17 protein-coding genes and 1 pseudogene are annotated in these 15,990 nt (G+C 54.3%); 10 read left to right on the top strand and 8 right to left on the bottom strand.

Features of this window, described 5'->3' with window-relative positions:
* The 3 genes and pseudogenes from HMPREF2924_RS36400 to HMPREF2924_RS10585 all read left to right on the top strand — a co-directional run.
* Window positions 1-132 (top strand): annotated as a pseudogene (locus HMPREF2924_RS36400) (MerR family transcriptional regulator); the annotation flags it as partial.
* Between the two features lie 162 nt (window positions 133-294).
* On the top strand, window positions 295-513 hold the full coding sequence (locus HMPREF2924_RS36950) for an MbcA/ParS/Xre antitoxin family protein (protein ID WP_169311285.1): 219 nt from the start codon (window positions 295-297) through the stop codon (window positions 511-513).
* 44 nt (window positions 514-557) lie between these two features.
* On the top strand, window positions 558-878 hold the full coding sequence (locus HMPREF2924_RS10585) for a hypothetical protein (RefSeq protein ID WP_003124104.1): 321 nt from the start codon (window positions 558-560) through the stop codon (window positions 876-878).
* Between the two features lie 185 nt (window positions 879-1,063).
* Here HMPREF2924_RS10585 and HMPREF2924_RS10580 read toward each other — a convergent pair whose 3' ends face one another.
* From HMPREF2924_RS10580 to HMPREF2924_RS10570, 3 genes are read right to left on the bottom strand one after another with little or no spacing between them, the layout of a single operon-like run.
* Window positions 1,064-1,543, bottom strand: coding sequence for a hypothetical protein (locus tag HMPREF2924_RS10580; protein WP_003124105.1), 480 nt, complete (start codon window positions 1,541-1,543; stop codon window positions 1,064-1,066).
* A complete protein-coding gene (locus HMPREF2924_RS10575; protein WP_003131939.1) occupies window positions 1,524-2,168 on the bottom strand; it encodes a DUF6036 family nucleotidyltransferase in 645 nt (214 codons plus the stop codon). Before HMPREF2924_RS10575 ends, HMPREF2924_RS10580 begins: the two co-directional genes overlap by 20 nt.
* 38 nt (window positions 2,169-2,206) lie before the next feature.
* Complete coding sequence (locus HMPREF2924_RS10570) at window positions 2,207-3,205, bottom strand: DNA-binding protein (protein WP_003131937.1); 999 nt, start codon at window positions 3,203-3,205, stop codon at window positions 2,207-2,209.
* A 180-nt stretch (window positions 3,206-3,385) separates the two neighbouring features.
* Here HMPREF2924_RS10570 and HMPREF2924_RS10565 point away from each other — a divergent pair, with 180 nt between their 5' ends.
* The 7 genes from HMPREF2924_RS10565 (at window position 3,386) to HMPREF2924_RS10540 (ending at window position 10,407) form a co-directional block, all read left to right on the top strand.
* Complete coding sequence (locus tag HMPREF2924_RS10565) at window positions 3,386-4,357, top strand: site-specific integrase (protein WP_003111050.1); 972 nt, start codon at window positions 3,386-3,388, stop codon at window positions 4,355-4,357.
* 29 nt (window positions 4,358-4,386) lie between these two features.
* Window positions 4,387-5,130 (top strand): DUF5131 family protein, encoded by a 744-nt coding sequence (locus HMPREF2924_RS10560; RefSeq protein WP_003111049.1) that lies wholly within the window; start codon window positions 4,387-4,389, stop codon window positions 5,128-5,130.
* A 21-nt stretch (window positions 5,131-5,151) separates the two neighbouring features.
* Window positions 5,152-6,468 (top strand): three-Cys-motif partner protein TcmP, encoded by a 1,317-nt coding sequence (locus HMPREF2924_RS10555; RefSeq protein WP_003131866.1) that lies wholly within the window; start codon window positions 5,152-5,154, stop codon window positions 6,466-6,468.
* Between the two features lie 411 nt (window positions 6,469-6,879).
* Window positions 6,880-8,289, top strand: a complete 1,410-nt coding sequence (locus tag HMPREF2924_RS34250; protein WP_003111047.1) for a saccharopine dehydrogenase NADP-binding domain-containing protein — start codon at window positions 6,880-6,882, stop codon at window positions 8,287-8,289.
* A gap of 15 nt (window positions 8,290-8,304) precedes the next feature.
* A complete protein-coding gene (locus HMPREF2924_RS10550; protein WP_003111046.1) occupies window positions 8,305-9,033 on the top strand; it encodes a hypothetical protein in 729 nt (242 codons plus the stop codon).
* A complete protein-coding gene (locus tag HMPREF2924_RS10545) occupies window positions 9,030-9,935 on the top strand; it encodes an EamA family transporter (protein WP_003120172.1) in 906 nt (301 codons plus the stop codon). The genes HMPREF2924_RS10550 and HMPREF2924_RS10545 overlap by 4 nt, the downstream gene beginning before the upstream one ends.
* A 7-nt stretch (window positions 9,936-9,942) precedes the next feature.
* Window positions 9,943-10,407 carry a GNAT family N-acetyltransferase gene (locus tag HMPREF2924_RS10540; protein ID WP_003120171.1) on the top strand — a complete coding sequence of 155 codons (465 nt, stop codon included), beginning with the start codon at window positions 9,943-9,945 and terminating at the stop codon, window positions 10,405-10,407.
* Window positions 10,408-10,576: 169 nt separating this feature from the next.
* On the opposite strand, the gene tnpC is transcribed toward HMPREF2924_RS10540, so the two are convergent.
* The 5 genes from tnpC to HMPREF2924_RS10520 all read right to left on the bottom strand — a co-directional run bounded on the left by tnpC (window position 10,577) and on the right by HMPREF2924_RS10520 (window position 15,670).
* Window positions 10,577-10,939, bottom strand: a complete 363-nt coding sequence (tnpC, locus tag HMPREF2924_RS10535) for a Tn3 family transposase post-transcriptional regulator TnpC (protein ID WP_003111043.1) — start codon at window positions 10,937-10,939, stop codon at window positions 10,577-10,579.
* A complete protein-coding gene (locus tag HMPREF2924_RS10530; RefSeq protein WP_003120170.1) occupies window positions 10,936-13,950 on the bottom strand; it encodes a Tn3 family transposase in 3,015 nt (1,004 codons plus the stop codon). Before HMPREF2924_RS10530 ends, tnpC begins: the two co-directional genes overlap by 4 nt.
* Before the next feature lie 78 nt (window positions 13,951-14,028).
* Window positions 14,029-14,514, bottom strand: a complete 486-nt coding sequence (locus HMPREF2924_RS36395; protein WP_255250524.1) for a sterol desaturase family protein — start codon at window positions 14,512-14,514, stop codon at window positions 14,029-14,031.
* A 12-nt stretch (window positions 14,515-14,526) separates the two neighbouring features.
* Entirely contained in the window at window positions 14,527-14,862 is a 336-nt protein-coding gene (locus tag HMPREF2924_RS36390; RefSeq protein WP_003151159.1) for a hypothetical protein, read from the bottom strand.
* A gap of 73 nt (window positions 14,863-14,935) precedes the next feature.
* Window positions 14,936-15,670, bottom strand: a complete 735-nt coding sequence (locus HMPREF2924_RS10520; protein WP_003117280.1) for a helix-turn-helix domain-containing protein — start codon at window positions 15,668-15,670, stop codon at window positions 14,936-14,938.
* Between the last annotated feature and the right edge of the window lie 320 nt (window positions 15,671-15,990).

Raw genomic sequence — 15,990 nt, 5'->3', positions numbered from 1 at the left:
GACCTGGCGCGCATGGAGGCCGTGCTGTCTGAGTTGGTGTGCGCCTGCCATGCGCGAAGGGGGAACGTTTCCTGCCCGCTGATCGCGTCACTACAGGGTGGAGCAAGCTTGGCAGGTTCGGCTATGCCTTAGCGTGCTTTATTTTCCGTTTTCTGAGACGACCCCCACTACCGCTTGCATGTGGCGGTACTGACGGGTCTGCCTGCTTCGTTGGTCTCTGATCTGGCCCAGGCGCTTGGGCGATCGCCCGTCCAGATAGCGGAATGGGTCGGAGTATCCTCCCTCAGTGCGGCAATGTCTTTGCAGGCAAGTGAGGTTTTCTGTCGCCTTGTTGAGACTCTCGATGCGCTACTGGAGCTGTACGAAGGGGACCTAGAAGGTGCACTCCGCTGGCTAACGGCACCGAATGTGGTGTTGGCCAATGAGAGGCCGGTCGAACTGTTGGCAACAGAAGCTGGTACGCGCGCCGTGCAGCAGGCTATTCATGCGATTGAATATGGCCTGCCAGTGTGACCCTTATCGGAGTTCTGGAGCAGTGAAGCGATTCTAAGGTTTGGATGGCCACCGCCCGCCCGCAGCTGGAGGTACTGACCATGGAGCATACCAATACTCCACCGCCTGAAACGGTCATAGACATCACTTGTGATGTCTGCTGCCAGAGCATTCGCGCAGAAGGCTATGGCCAACAGTTTGGAACCCTTCAGGCAAACTGGGGGCATGGTTCCAAGCACGACGGTGAGCGTTATGAGGTTCGGCTGTGCGAAGTCTGCTTCTTCAGAACCCTGAGCCATCTTCGCCGCAAGCGCATGGTCAACACCATGTTTGATGAGGAGCCCGATACCGCTCAGGATGAGTTCGGCCTGCTGCGAATTAAGTAGGCCGATCTGGAGTTGGCAAAGGCACTGGGGTGTCGGTATCAAGGCTCTGGGCCCAGGTCTCGACCAATGCGTGATCGATCACCAAACCCTCGCTCACATCAGCTAATGCCTCGTGTGTTAGATCAGCGAATCTTCGGTCGTCATTCGAGTTGGCCATTCCGCGTCCATTTTGCCGTGCCCGGCTGCTAGCCGATGGGCGCTGGCTCTGAATAGCCCGTCTTCACGCCCTGAGTGGCGGCGTAATGGCGGGTTTGGAAAGCCAGAACATCCTGCATCTGCTTGCTGACGTCTTCTTCCAGCCCCCACTCATAGGCCAGCTTGTCGAGCTTGTAGCGAGAGACCAACTGGGTCGCCCGCGGCGAGCGTTCTGCCGGTTTCAGGTTCGACCAGCTGCTGACAAAGCCTTTTAGGCGCGCGGCTTTGTCCGTTGATACACAGGGAAAGCGACGCAGCAGGTCGACCAGATAGAGGGCACGCAGCTTCTGTTCAGGCTGGCGCAGCTTGCCCGCCACTTCACGCTGCAATACCGGCACGAGGTCGCGCTCTTCGTACCACAACTGCTTGGCGAGCTCCACGAGAGCATCGGACGCAACTTGGCTAAGGCGCTGCTGAGTGACAGTCTCCAGGAGCGCGCCAAAGCTTTGTTTACGATCCAGACGTGGCATCTCGCCGATCCTCCAGGTACTTCGCTGTGACCAGTTTCAGGCAGCCTAGCATTGCGCTTCGGTTGCCCACAGCATAATCGATTGCCTCTGTTGCCAGTGTAACAAACTGGCCGACATCGACACGGCCGCATTCGATGAGCTGTTCGATATCAGATTGATCGTTTTCCGTAAAGCGGCCGAGCTTGGATATTGCCAGATCCACGCCGGCAGCAACGAAAACATGCAGCGGCTGCTCACCCTCGAAACCCTGCATGGGGATGGCACGCTCACGGTAGTCCTCGTGCAATGGCCCGAGGGCATTGGTGTAGTTCTGATCCAAGTACACCTGCAAGTCGCGGCCGTCGCTGTCCTCATAACCCTCTGGCGGTGTATAGACGGCCATGATCTCTTCCTTACGCAGCACACGGGCCGCCTCGATCTCCGCATCGATGTCCGCACTACCACGCGCATGGGTGAGCAGGTGCACCGCGCAGCCGCCGAAGATGAAGACCTTGAGCGAGCCTGGCGGATTGCCATTCAGTAGCGGCAAGGCCCGGGCGAACAGATTACCAATGGCCTGGCCCAGCGGCGTAGTCAAGCGGACAGGTTCCGCAGCCCCCTCACTGGCAGTCTCAAGTAGTGTCATCTTCACCTCCACTCAGCGCATAGGCTCAGTGTGCCGGTTCATGGGCTACGTGCGCCATCGCTGTTCGCAAGCGGCGCCCCGAGTAGCTTCAGCTGTGCAGTGGCTTCGATCAGGCGCTCCTGCAGGCCTTGCGCCTGTTGCGTCTGGATCGCGGAGGCTTCACCCAGCCGGGACACCTCCTCATGCAATGTGCGACAACGCTGTTCCAGGGTTTCATTCAAGCGCTCGGCGCCGGTCAGCGTGTTTTGCAAGGCCTCCAGGGCCTGAGCTTTCTGTGCCAGTAGCTGTTGCTGCGCATGCTGCTCTTTTTGCAACTGCCGCGCTTCTGCGAGCAGGCGCGCATTGTCGCGGTTCAGTTGGGTCAACTCGTCCTGTTTGACGATCAGGGTCTGCTGCAATTGCCGTAGCTCTAGTTGCAGTTGCTGCATCTGCGACTCGTGTCGACGTTGTTCCTGCTCACGCTGCTCCTTGCTGGCTTGGCGGTAGTGCTCCAAGGCGTCACGTGCGTGCTGATGCTTTTCCTCTAGCGAGCGAATCTGCCCATCGCGGTCTTGCAGGCGCTCCTCCAGGTCGCGGTTGGCCTGCAACAGGCGGGCATTCTCGACCTCGCCCTGTTGGCGTCGCTGCTGCTCCTGCTGTAGCGCGTGCTTGACAACCTGGAGCTGTTCTGTGAGCCCGCTGCACTGACTTTCCAATTGCTGGATTCGGCTTTCGGCCAGCCGCGCTTGGTTCTGGAAATCAAGCCGGTCATGTGCCAGTTGTTCGCGCTCCTGGGCCACGGCCGCCTGCGCATCTTCCTTTAACTGATCTGCCAGTTGGCCGACCAGATTGGCCAGCTGTTCGCTGAGCGGGATCGAGGCCGTATCTCGGCCGCGCTCGGCGTCTTCGAGCTCTTTCAGGTAGCGGTGAATGGTGGTTTTCGAGCCGGTATTGCCAAGTTCGACCCTTACCGCGTCGATGCTGGGGTTCTCGCCCCGCGCCAGAATTGCCTGCCGCGCCTTCTGAACCAGTGCCTTGTTGATGCCGCCGCGGGCCATGATCTGCTCCTACGATTTCGTATTAGATTACATACTATGTATTTATATACTATATTTAATTGATGTAAAGCGCGTTTAAAGCAAATAAATCAGATAAAATAATGGAGCATTATTCAATATGATTGGCAAAAACGGCTGCTTCGCGGTCGTTTCCCAGTACACAAAGGGCACGCACGGGCGATGAAGGACGTCGAGCGCTACCTGCAAGCCGGCACGCGGGAAAACACCCGGCGTAGCTACCAGTCGGCCGTCGAACATTTCGAGGTGACCTGGGGCGGCTTCTTGCCGGCCACGAGTGACTCCATCGTGCGTTACCTGGTGGACTACGCCGACACGCTGAGCCTCAACACGCTAAAGCAGCGCCTCGCCGCCCTCGCGCAGTGGCATATCAGGCACGGCTTCCCCGATCCCACCAAGACCCCGACCGTACACCAGGTACTGAAGGGAATTCGCACCCTGCACCCGAGCCAGACAAAGCAGGCCGCGCCGCTGCAATTACAGCATCTGGAGCATGCGGTTGAGTGGTTGGAGCAGGAGGCTATGTGTCTGTTTCAAGCCGAAGACCTGGCGGGATATTTGCGCTGTCGGCGGGATACGGCATTGCTACTAATCGGCTTCTGGCGAGGCTTTCGTAGCGATGAACTGTGCCGCTTGCAGGTGGAGCACATTCAAGCCGAAGCCGGTGCTGGCATGACGCTGTTTTTGCCTTGGAGCAAGGGTGACCGGGACAACCTTGGCACCACTCACTACGTACCTGCGCTGAGGCGGCTGTGCCCAGTACAGGCCTATCTCGACTGGATCGGTGCAGCAGGGATTGCTCGAGGGATGGTTTTTCGTCGGCTGGACCGTTGGGGCAACTTGAACGAGGCTGGCTTGAATCCTGGCAGTCTGATCGTCCTACTGCGGCAGATACTCCAGCGTGCGGGGATCCAGGCTGACCTTTACACCAGCCACTCATTGCGTCGAGGCTTCGCCACCTGGGCCACGGCCAATGGCTGGGACATTAAGGCGTTAATGACCTACGTGGGGTGGAAGGACATCAAATCGGCGATGCGCTACATCGACCCTGCCATCTCCTTTGGCGGCCTCGCTGCGAGGCCTGCTCTCGAACTAAATGCCAGCACTTTGACTCAAGTGCCAGCTTCTCACTAACATCGACGCACGACAGGAGTGACGGTGCAATGAGTACGCAGACCAGCATCGAATGGACGGAAATGACCTGGAACCCGGTGGTGGGTTGCACCAAGGTGTCGCCGGGCTGCAAACACTGCTATGCCGAGAACATGGCGCGTCGCTTGCAGGCCATGGGCACGCCCGGCTACGAGAACGGCTTTCGCCTCAGCCTGCGCCCAGAGAAACTGCAGGAGCCTCTGCAGCGCAAGAAGCCGACCATCTACTTTGTCAATTCCATGTCTGACCTGTTCCATGAGCAGGTGCCGGACACCTACATCGACCAGGTGTTCGCGGTTATCCACCAGGCCTCACAGCACACCTTCCAGATCCTCACTAAGCGGGCCGAGCGCCTGGCCGACTATTTCAGCCAGCGCACACCGCCGGCCAACGCTTGGCTGGGGGTCTCGGTCGAGGACCGGGAGTACGGCGTGCCCAGAATCGACTGCCTGCGTGGCATCAACGCCGCGATCCGTTTCCTCTCCGCGGAACCCTTACTAGAAGACTTGGGTGAACTGAACCTGACTGACATCCATTGGGTCATCGTCGGCGGCGAGTCCGGCGCCAAGGCCCGGCCAATGAAGCAGGAGTGGGTGGATAACATCCACCGCCAGTGCGATGCCTTTGGCGCTGCTTTCTTTTTCAAACAATGGGGCGGCTGGGGCTCCGATGGCGTGAAGCGTTCAAAGAAAGCTAATGGCCGGCTGCTGAAGGGCCAGACCTGGGATGAAATTCCGCTGCTGACCCTCGCCTGATACCAAAACAAGGACGACCCGATGGCCAAGGATGACGAGAAGTACCGCTGGGACTGGGCAACCCAAACCTTTCCCACCATCGACCCACACAGCAAGATCAAGCACCAGATCATCGACGACTACATCCAGGCCTACATCGATGTCCTGATGCGGAATCAGCAAATGCCACTGCTTGGCCTATCAATTGTCGATGGCTTCAGCGGTGGAGGTATATATAACGACAGCGCAGGCGGTCACCACTTCGGCTCCCCGGTGATCGCCCTGGAAGCAATCCAGGAGTCGGAAGTGCGCAACAACGTGGGGCGCATCAAGTATCGACCGATCTGCTCGCAGCATCACTTTGTGGATGTGAAGCCGAAGAATACTGCTTGCTTGCACGCCGTCCTGGCCAGCCGCGGACATCAGGCCCGCATTGGACAGGACATTCACCTGCATACCGCCGAGTTCACCAAAGCTCTTCCGGCCATTGCGCAAAGCCTCAAGGCCTTTGGAAAAAGCGAGCGCGTTCTGTTTCTGCTCGATCAGTACGGCTACGGAGACGTGCCATTCGGCCAGATCAAATGGATCTTCCAGCACCTCAGCAATGCTGAGGTCCTGCTGACCTTCAATGTCGACTTTCTAATCACGTACCTAGCGGACCGCCACGCCAACCGCAAGGCTATTGCCAGTATCGGTCTAGAACAGTATGTCCCCTGGGAACAGCTACGGCACTTAAAAGCACATAGCTCCCAGGATTGGCAGTACCTGATCCAGCGCTATCTGTCGGACGGGATCAAGCAGGAAAGCGGCGCGCAGTTCATGACGGTGTTCTTCATTCGCCCACACGGCACCAACCCCATGGCCTACTGGTTCATCCACCTGGCGAACAGCTACCGCGCCAACGACGTGATGAAAGCCATACACTGGAAGTACGGCAACAATTTCTCCCACCTGTTATCACCGTCCTGCTTCTTTGGTTACGACGCTAACCGGGATGTGGGGGTGACCGGCCAGCCGGACCTACTCTGCGAAGGAGAACACCAGTTCGACCAAGTGACTGATACCCGGATTCGCGGGGAACTGTCCGAGCTGCTACCCAAACAGGTATTCGAAGTCGAGCGTCGTCCCTTCATCCAGCTCATGACGGAGCTCACCAACTTCACCATGGCAGACGAAAGTCGCGTGAAGCTGGCCCTGGATGTCGCGGTGGCCAACGGCGATATCCAGGCAGTGGACAAGGAAGGCAAGAGCAGGCGGCGCAAAGGCACGAGCATCAAGTCCACCGATATCCTGATCGCGCCGCCGCAGAAGACGTTTTTCTTCTTTCCCCAACAGAAGAAGACGTCCAGGGACACATGACCATCAACACCGCTGCCGCCAACAGTGTTAGATCTGATCCTGGCCTTGTCGACCGAAACGCTGGTCAAGCGCTCCACTGCGGTTAAGGCCTGGCCCCTTCTCTGGGCCTGGCTGCCAGTCTTGATTGCAAGCTCCAACGAGTGCGGCGATAAGAAGGGAGTTTCAAGCGGGCAAGCCCAAAAACTGCATAGTGCGTGATGTGCAAGTGAAAATCATTGTCACTTGCCACGGAGCTGACTAAAACCTGCCCAGTTGGCACCTCCCTCTCCGAAGTTAACTATCGATTAAGTATTTGATTTAAAAAGAAAATATAGGCGATCCAGAAAAATAATTTGACATGCCAGCCAAGTTCAAAGTAGACATGCAGGCATAGGGAAACAGATTTTCATAATAGACAGTAAGGATGCTTGAATGGATTTTTCAATTAATCCCCCCCAGCGAATTGTCTTTGTGGGACTAGGAACGATTGCCCAGTCCTTCCTTCCTCTCCTTTCTAAGGTTCACGACTTATCTACTTTAGAAATCTACGCGATCGATCCAAAAACACCACCGCTTATTGAGTACTTTGCTAACAGTTTTGGCTTAAAATTTATCAACTCTGCAATTGATCAAATCAACTATCGCGACATTCTTGTGCCGATTCTTGGTGAAGGGACGGTTCTAATAAATCTATCAACCGATGTCTCAAGTCTTGCCCTGATAGAATTATGCCGCTCCGCAGGGGCTCTTTATTTAGACACATGCATTGAGCCGTGGAAGGGCGGATATGATGACCCAACCATACCACTGCATAAGCGAACTAACTATCACTTAAGAGAACAAATGCTGTCTCTGAAAAAGAGGCTAGGCTCAGGGGTGACGGCTCTCGTGGCGCATGGCGCGAATCCTGGGTTGGTATCCCACTTCGTTAAACGTGCTCTTTTAGATTTAGCGGAAGAGATATTGGGTGATTGTAAAAAGCCCTCTAATAAAGAGCAGTGGGCTATCCTAAGCCAAAGATTGGGTGTCAAAGTAATCCATGTCGCAGAGTACGACTCGCAAATTTCTCAGAAATCTAGGGAGAGGGGTGAGTTCGTAAATACTTGGTCAGTGCATGGGTTCATAAGTGAGTCGCAACAACCGGCAGAGTTGGGCTGGGGAAGTCACGAGCGAAGTCTACCCACGGATGCGTCAATGCATACAGATGGATGCGGAGCAGCAATCTATATTGAGAAGCCAGGGGCCTCTGTTAGAGTTAAGACATGGACGCCATTTAACGGCCCTAGCTTAGGTTATTTGGTAACTCATCACGAGGCAATTTCAATTGCTGACTTTTTGACGCTCAGAACTGCCGATGAGACATATAGACCAACTGTCCATTATGCCTATCGCCCAAGCGATGAAGCAATTCTCTCTGTACATGAATGGTTCGGCAATGATTGCATGACTCCAGAAAAGACAAAAGTACTTCGTCCTGGTGATATATTGTCGGGTTCTGATTACCTCGGTGTTCTTCTTATGGGGCACGAAAAATCTAGTTATTGGTATGGATCTATCTTAAGCATCGAAAAGGCCAAGGAACTTGCCACTCTCAACACTGCAACAACGTTACAGGTAGCAGCCGGAGTTCTTTCCGGTTACTTATGGATACTGAGCCATCCGTCGGCAGGAATAATTGAAGCCGAAGACATGGATCATGAAGTGGCACTATCTTATATTTCACAGTATCTAGGCGAACTAAAAGGGGTTTATTCGGACTGGAATCCTACCAAAAACAACCCAGGCACCTTTTCGGCCATAGATAGCGACTCTCCCTGGCTGTTCTCAAATTTTGTCCTCTGAACAAGGAGCGTTCAAGTGTCAAATGTTAAGTCGGGTATTGGTCTTAAAAGCTACGAATGGTCATCCCTGGAGTTGCTGAAGGGTTTGTCAATTGAACAGATAAAGTCGAATCCCTCAAAGCTCGAGGAGCGTCGGCCTTTCTTTTGGCATGACATGAGCTCTGAATTTGATTCAATAAACTTCTTGCGCTACTTGTTTGGCCGTCGCGACATTCAATTTAGCAATGAATTTATCGAGTTCGTATGCCTGTGGCATCTCGATGAGCAAAATCATTATCGCGGACTGAGAAAGATTAATAGCGTACTTTACTCCATGCCGGAAGACATGATTGATCGCGAGATTAGATCGAACTCTCCGGACTTTTCTCATATCGAAGACTTCATGAAGGATGAATTCACAATTCTTCTCTCTATCGCATTTGATGAAGTGACCAGCACAAGAGCCTACAAGCAAGATGTAAGCTTCTTTGACTCGTTTGAAAACGAGTCTCTTTCAACCTGGATTAGATATGCTGCCCGTGATGAGGCAGCCCATTACGGTAATGCAATGAAAATTCTTCGCCTTAATCACTCTCATCGCTTTGATGAGGTTGAGGCGATTCTAGACAAGATTGTGGAATTCGAAACTTCAGAGAGCTTCGACTATCAGCGAACCTTTATATTTGACCATGACACCGACGACTTTTCTCATGTTTTATTGAAGGATAGTCGCGATACCATATTAGAGGTACTTCGAGGAAAATGACCTGGTTAGTTATGGCACTTATGGCTCCACTGCTGTGGAGCCTTTCAAATATCCTGGACAAGCTGGCAGTGATCCATCATGCGAATCACTGGACTACATTTATATTTCTCCTGAGCATTGGAAATCTTCTTTATTCTGCGCTGATTTTTCTTCTCTTTACACCATCTGACTTTGACACAACCTCAGCGCTTCTGAACCTGCTGTCAGGATTATGCATTTTTGGAATGTATTTCCTATACGCAATGCCGCTGAAGTCGGTCGATATCTCTACTGCGATTGCGCTTCATCAGTTAACTCCTTTGCTGGTGCTTGTCGTATCGATCCTCTTGCTTGGCTATTCGCCAACAGGGATTGAGCTGCTCGGCATTGCCTTGGTTTTTGTCGGGGTTTACTTTGCTGTGGCAATCGGCAAAGGGAGACCAGGCTCGATAAGTTTATCAGCAGTATTGCTTCTAATAGGTTCAGCAGTTTTTGGGGCGGTGGCTACGCTACTATACGATCACCTGCTCCTGAGTCACAGCCTGCCCTCGGTTCTTATGTTTAACTATGCAGGCTACGGTCTTGGCGGGACTCTGATGCTGCTGGTTCCGAAATGGCGCCATTCCATCGCAAAGGATGTCTCCGAAATGCCACCAAAGGGCTGGGCGGTGTATGCGCTGAGCAATCTCTTCGACGCCGGTGGATACGCGCTTTTTATTGGCGCATTATCTGCTGGTGGAAACGTTGCGGTGGTCTCGGTTTTGGTCAGTCTTCACCCGGTATATGTGCTAGCCTTAAGTCATTGGCTAGCAATAGTTGACCCAAAGATACTCAGCGAAAACTTTAGCTCGTCGGACGCATATAAGCGCATGAGCGCCATAGTCGTAATCGTTGCCGGCGTAATAATGATGACCAAGATCTGAAGATGCCATGAGCAAAAATTCAAATATCAAGTTGATCTCAGCCTCAATAGATGATGAGCTCTTACTCGTGGAGCTAATGAAAAAATACCACCTATACGATGGTATTGAGATGACTGACGAAGACAGGCTGGCTGCACTTCGCCCTCTCTTGTCATCTTCAGAAAAGGGCAACGTTTGGATTATTTGTCTTGGCAGCAAGCAGATTGGATATATTGCTACTTGCAATTGCTACAGTATCGAGTTCAGGGGGATTGAGGTCTGGATTGATGAATTTTATATCGATGAACAGTGCCGAGGACAGGGATTTGGCAGTGAGATTCTAGAAAAGGTCAAGTCCTTCTTGAAGTCTCAAGGTGCCGCAATAGTTCATCTAGAAGTGGACGAAAATAATCCTAAAGCAGTAAGTCTTTATAAGAAGTCAGGTTTCGAATTTCGCGAGCGATTCGTTATGATGAGTCATAGTCTCAAGTAAAGATATACATTTTTATGATTACGCAGCCCCTTGTCAAATTGGCTGCTGAACTGGTCGACGTTCGGGCAATGCCGGCGTTTCTTTGTCGTGATCGCTCAGCGGCTACCGAATCGCTAGGTCACTGATCAAGCCGGGCTGATTCCGGCTCGGCTTGATACGGTTTAACGAGCTACTGCTGATGCTCAGGCTCAAGACTGGTCAAGGGAGTTAGGAAGCCCTGAGCGGAGCGAATCCACGTCGCCAGCGCTTCTAGGCCCAACTGCACAGATTCTGCTTCAGCCCAGATACACGCGTTCTCGGTGGGCGCAGCCGGGGCAGTCCCCTCGACGATAGTCAGTGCCATTGCGTGCAATTTCAGCAGTTCGTCACGCAAGGCGGTGATACCACCCATTTCCGAGAGGCATGCATCCAGACCTTCAACTAGCCGTAGAAGTTGGGATGTATCGAATCCGGCTCGCATTCTGTCCAGTGCTGCGATGTCCACCTCACCGTAGGGTGTGACTCGAAAAGACGCTGACGCAATCTCGATCATATTGCCTCCTCGGCCGCGGCCTTACTGGTCGAGTTGACTCGCAACGAGCCGGCAGCCTGTTGGAATACCGAATCCTTGATCCAGGGCTCCGGCGGTCGGTTGAGCTTAAGGTTGAACTCGCCGAAACGCTTGACGTTACTGGTCAGGTAGGGGCTAAGAAAGGACACGTCCTCATCGGTAAACTGCCACCCTTCGCGGGCTAGTTTTTGCAAGATGCGCATCATGTCCACGGTGTTCTGCAGAATCACCGACGAAGCCACCATGTCGTTGTAACGCAGACGTTTCTGCTGCTCGTCCGGATCGTTTTCGGCAATTACATCGCCGCCAAAAGAGAGCCACTTGGAGAAGCCGTTGTAGGACTCGATCTTGTTGGTGTTCGCAGTGACCTCCTGGCGCAGCTCTCGGCTGCCAATCCAATTGAGCAGGAAAATCGTGCGGATAACACTGCCCAGCGTCTGTGCTGCGAGGTAGAGCTTGTTGCGCCGGCTGTAAGAGCCAAGTTTACGTAGCAGCATGGGCGAGGAAATCTTGCCGGCCTGGATCGACAGCGCAATCTGCATCAGATCCTGCCAGTGAGTTTCGATCAGGTGCCAGTCGGCAGTGTCGGTGAACAGTCGGTTTATGTGCTTGTACGATACGCCTCGATCCGGTCGGCACATCACTAGGTCGCGCCAGTTGCGGATACGCGGCATCAGATTGATACCCAGGAGATGAGTGAAGGCGAATACTGTGGCCGACTGGCCCTGGGTGTCGGAGTAGACCGTATCGGGCTCGACGCTAAGGCTGACTTTGAGCAGTCCCTCTATCACATAGATCGCCTCCCAGATGCCTGGCGGGATGAAGTGCTGGAACACTGCAATGTAGTTGTTGGCCACGTGTCGGTACGCCACGGCCCCCATCTTGCGATAGCGGAAGTGGTAGCCGGCCAGTAGGTTGTCGTCATAGAAGTCGAACTGGGTACCGTCTGCGGCCACTGCTTTGCCATCGCCCCAAAGCTTGGGCAGGTCAAGTTGCAGATAGAGCTCCACCAACTCGCGATTAGCCTTGTCCAGTTTCTCCAGCGAGAGGTGGCGGCGATTGGTATAGGACAGCATATGCGGTGTGACATTACCGGCCAGATGCCGCGCGGCCTGGCTGGGACCGAGATTGCAGCCCATGGCGAAGATCGTCATCAGGTAGCGCTCGGCCGGCTCTTTGAGCTTTGGCTCGTTGCCGGACATCGGTCCGAAATGCCGCGTGAACTGAATCCAGTGCTCAATGTTGGCCATAATGTCCAGCACGTGCCTGGCTGGCATACGCTGCATAAGCGCCGTCTGTAGCGAGATGGCTGAAGGCGGGATGTCCCGTGCCATCACCCGCCGCAGTACCGGCTCGCCTGCATCGTTGATCGACACATCCCCTCGACAGGAAGGGAACTTGTCATCTAACTGTTGCGCGGTTTCCTCCAACTGGCTCTTGAGCGAGGCGACAAACTCCTTCGCTGTGGTAGGAAGGCCCACCTTCTCGCAGTATGCCGGTAGCCGCTGGAGACACTCTTCCCAAGGCAGCAACTGTTTACGGTAGTCGGCGAAGGATTCCGATCCCTGCACGCACAGATCACCCGAGCGCAGTTCACTGGCCAGGTAGGAGAACACGCAGACCTCCAGATAACGTCGGTTGGTAGGCGGCCCTTCACTGGTAGGGCGACGCACGATCTTCACCCAGCGATCTGATGCAAACGACAAGTCGACATGCTCATCGATCCATTCACGGTGCAGATTCTCACTGTCCTGAATGAGCTGAAGCGCCTGGATAAGTGAGCGATCCTGGGTGGTGGGCTCCAACTGGAGAAGGTGGCTGAGGCGAAACAGCAGTGAACGATGGGACTTGAAGTGCCTCCAGATCAGCGGCAAGTAGTTATTACCTCCTGTGGCCTGAACTTCAGCACAAACCTCTCGCAACCGATCCATGTTGCCATCGGGGGAGAGGTATTCTCGAATCAGGCTACCAGCCTCCTGGTCATCCGGCTCTTGAACCAGAATCTGCACCACGCCGTCCAGGGTGGCCGCCAGTTGTTCCAACTTCTGACGTTGACGTGCCTGGATTTGCTCCAGCTCCTCCTTGGCGCGTTTGTGGATCGTGGAGATTCTTCGGATGAACATCTCGGCCAGGTGATCTCGGGTTCGCACCCGCATACGGTAGATCAAAGCAAGCATCAGCGTGTAACGCTTCGGCAGCGAGCAGTCCTTCAGTTCAGATACATCCGACGCCGCAGCTTGGGCAGCAAAGTGGCGAATTTTCGTATCGACGATCCCATCAAAAATGGCATCCAGTTTCCCGAAACTCTCTAGCCAGGCTAGGTGGTCGATCAGTACCTCCAGATGCTTGCGCGAGGGTTTCTTGGGTGCCTGTTTGAGTGTGTTGAGGTCACTCTGCCGACGCCCGAAGTCCGTGTCGAGAAGATCCCTTAGCTTATAGATCACCTTGATTGGAGCTCTGGCTACCACAAGGTTGAAGATTTTCTCTTGTGCTTCTGCACGAGCGGCTTCTGCTAGGTCATTCAAGGTCGAATAGGCGGGCAGCTCGTAGTTTTGGCGCAGCAACTCGTCAATGATCGCATTAATAATGTCAGCGCGCTGTTCGAGGAGGGGAGCCATCAACTGTGCATGCGTGGATGCTATGTCTTGACCATCCGAGCCGTAGAACGGTCGAACCCCAAGTTTTTCCCGAACGGCACTCATATGGCGGTAAAGCTGCATCCACTTGTAGGGTGATAGCGCAACCTTGCTGCGTAGACCTATTTGTGTGCGGATGAAATCGACAACTGGCTCCGGCACTTCAGCGATTTCTGGAAAGTATCGGAGTACCTGAAAAGTCTTGAACAGAACAGCGAGATTCAGTCGGAATGCTGCATTAGAGCGACTTTTGACCCACGTGACTTCTTCCTCGGAGAAGCTGAATTCACGCTGAAGCTCGGCCCTCGAATAGGAGCGCGACAAAACAGGGTAGGCGGTACGTTCGAGGGATGCCATGTGTCACTCCTTTCCTTGAACCAGACGGAAAAGATAGACCATGAGGTGCAAGCCAGCGCTTGCCGGATAGAAAGCCTTTCAGAGCAATGGCTTACATTCCAAATGAATGAATTTTCCCCTTATCTCGGCATGACCCCTGCTGGGCTTGCTTGCGCTGTCATAGAAGGTTCCAAGCAGTTGATCCCACACCAGCAAGAACTCACCAAAATTGACCTGCGCATCCTCGAAGTCGCGTTTGTGATGCCAGCGGTGTGTTTCTGCAACGCCGATGACGCGCCGTAGCCAGCCCAACGAGTAGTCCAGATTTGAGTGCTGGAAGGCCAAATGTACCGTCAGGATGCCGAACCAGGTGGCCACGAGTGCAGAAGGAGTGCCCATCGCAAAGAGCACGAGCAGCCCAGGCCCTGCCATGATGGCGGCATGCAACGGGTGCCGGCGCTCGCCGTTCATCCAGTAGAGCCGCTCAGCGCTATGATGTGGCTCATGCAAGCGCCACAGCCATGGAACCTGATGGCTGAAGCGGTGCATGGCGTACAAGCTAAGGTCCAGCACGGCGGCGACAATGACTAGCTGAGCTCACAGCGGTAACTCTGTTGGGAAGACACGGAACTCTGCGGGCACCCAATCGCCCAGCCGGGCCAGCACGGTCGCCGTAATCTGGATCACGGACAGGTTCACGACCATATGGATGATATCAGTAAGGGTATCCTGGTGGTCCTCCAACCAGTCGTCACGGAACGGCTGCACGCGTTCCAGCAGCGCCACCAGCAGAATCCCTAGGGCGGCAATGATCGGCGTGCTGGGCCAATACGGAATACCCGTGTAGAGCAACCAGATCATCCAAGCTGCGGCCCCGCCAAAGATTGTTGGGTAGCTGAGCCAGCGGATCATGAACCTGAGTGAATTGCCCATCGTGAAGCCCTCCCTGAGATGACTCCACTTTGTGCCAATCACCTGTGATGGCGCTTGAACAGAAAAGCTGAATTCAGCCTTTCAGACTGACATGACCCAAGGCAGATGAGGGGTCGAGGCCAAACAGGTCGCGGAAGGTGCGGGAAAAGTGGGCAGCGTCAGCGAAGCCGGCAGCGTGGGCGGCCGCAGTCAGGTTGGCGCCGCTGGCGATATGCTGGAGCGCTATGACCAGGCGATTCCATTTCCGGTAGCTGCGCAGCGGCAGACCGGTCTGTTCGACGAACCAATGTGAGAATCGGGTAGGCGACAGATGAACGCGCTTGGCCAACGCCTGCCTGCCATTAATCGGCTCTTTTAACGCAGCGAGGACCGACTGCAGTCGCGGATCGGAGGCCGGCGGAGTCGTAAGGTTGAGAACAAGGCGCACCATTTCCCGAATTTGCTGGGCTGACGGATCGGAGCTGCTCAGCAATTTTCGCAGCGATGCTGTATCGCCCATCTGAATCGGAGTGATGCCCTCCCCGATGTTATCGGGAAGTGCTCGCGCCTCATCGGACAGCGCGTCGAGGTAGATCGACAACACTTCGTCAGCTTCGATCTGATGGGCCACCCCTGCCCTGATGCAGATGGCCCTTGCCGTCACCGACGAGGATGTACACTTCACAGTCAAGCTGCCGTTCAAGCTGACGGTAATTTGATGCGCCATGTGGCTATGCCAATCTTGGCTACCCGCCTGCCCCAGAAAAATGCCCAGCCCGGGTGAAATCCAGGCTCTGCCATGCCAGCCGATACCCTGCGTTGCGTTCATTCAGCGGCACCTCAGGGTTCCACATCCCGCTGCATTTTGTGCACTAATGAGCTTTATAGCTAATTGTGGAGTGATTATAGAATCCTCTTTGGCCTGAACTCTATCGCTTGCTCGATTGAAATCTCACCCGCTACAAAATCAGCTCGCCCTGTGAGACTAGACACTCTATTTGATCCAAATCAACGAAGTGCTGTTATCGTCAAAAGGAGCATTCATGGCTCGGGGGCAATCTGCTATCGTCGGCCTATTGCCCCGACTGGTGAATTGCTGTGCGTCGGATTGGATTGATCCTGCTAATGATTGCTAGCCTCGTGCTGCCG

Source organism: Pseudomonas sp. HMSC063H08 (assembly GCF_001813645.1).
GTDB lineage: Bacteria > Pseudomonadota > Gammaproteobacteria > Pseudomonadales > Pseudomonadaceae > Pseudomonas > Pseudomonas aeruginosa.
The sequence above is the reverse complement of the archived record's forward strand: the minus strand, read 5'-3'. Positions and strand labels throughout refer to the sequence as shown.

Bases quoted from the DNA above. Each gene is read 5' to 3' on its own strand.
- HMPREF2924_RS36950 (WP_169311285.1), top strand. From the start codon at position 295: ATGTCTTTGCAGGCAAGTGAGGTTTTCTGTCGCCTTGTTGAGACTCTC.
- HMPREF2924_RS10585 (WP_003124104.1), top strand. From the start codon at position 558: ATGGCCACCGCCCGCCCGCAGCTGGAGGTACTGACCATGGAGCATACC.
- HMPREF2924_RS10580 (WP_003124105.1), bottom strand. From the start codon at position 1,543: ATGCCACGTCTGGATCGTAAACAAAGCTTTGGCGCGCTCCTGGAGACT.
- HMPREF2924_RS10575 (WP_003131939.1), bottom strand. From the start codon at position 2,168: ATGACACTACTTGAGACTGCCAGTGAGGGGGCTGCGGAACCTGTCCGC.
- HMPREF2924_RS10570 (WP_003131937.1), bottom strand. From the start codon at position 3,205: ATGGCCCGCGGCGGCATCAACAAGGCACTGGTTCAGAAGGCGCGGCAG.
- HMPREF2924_RS10565 (WP_003111050.1), top strand. From the start codon at position 3,386: ATGAAGGACGTCGAGCGCTACCTGCAAGCCGGCACGCGGGAAAACACC.
- HMPREF2924_RS10560 (WP_003111049.1), top strand. From the start codon at position 4,387: ATGAGTACGCAGACCAGCATCGAATGGACGGAAATGACCTGGAACCCG.
- HMPREF2924_RS10555 (WP_003131866.1), top strand. From the start codon at position 5,152: ATGGCCAAGGATGACGAGAAGTACCGCTGGGACTGGGCAACCCAAACC.
- HMPREF2924_RS34250 (WP_003111047.1), top strand. From the start codon at position 6,880: ATGGATTTTTCAATTAATCCCCCCCAGCGAATTGTCTTTGTGGGACTA.
- HMPREF2924_RS10545 (WP_003120172.1), top strand. From the start codon at position 9,030: ATGACCTGGTTAGTTATGGCACTTATGGCTCCACTGCTGTGGAGCCTT.
- HMPREF2924_RS10540 (WP_003120171.1), top strand. From the start codon at position 9,943: ATGAGCAAAAATTCAAATATCAAGTTGATCTCAGCCTCAATAGATGAT.
- tnpC (WP_003111043.1), bottom strand. From the start codon at position 10,939: ATGATCGAGATTGCGTCAGCGTCTTTTCGAGTCACACCCTACGGTGAG.
- HMPREF2924_RS10530 (WP_003120170.1), bottom strand. From the start codon at position 13,950: ATGGCATCCCTCGAACGTACCGCCTACCCTGTTTTGTCGCGCTCCTAT.
- HMPREF2924_RS36390 (WP_003151159.1), bottom strand. From the start codon at position 14,862: ATGGGCAATTCACTCAGGTTCATGATCCGCTGGCTCAGCTACCCAACA.
- HMPREF2924_RS10520 (WP_003117280.1), bottom strand. From the start codon at position 15,670: ATGAACGCAACGCAGGGTATCGGCTGGCATGGCAGAGCCTGGATTTCA.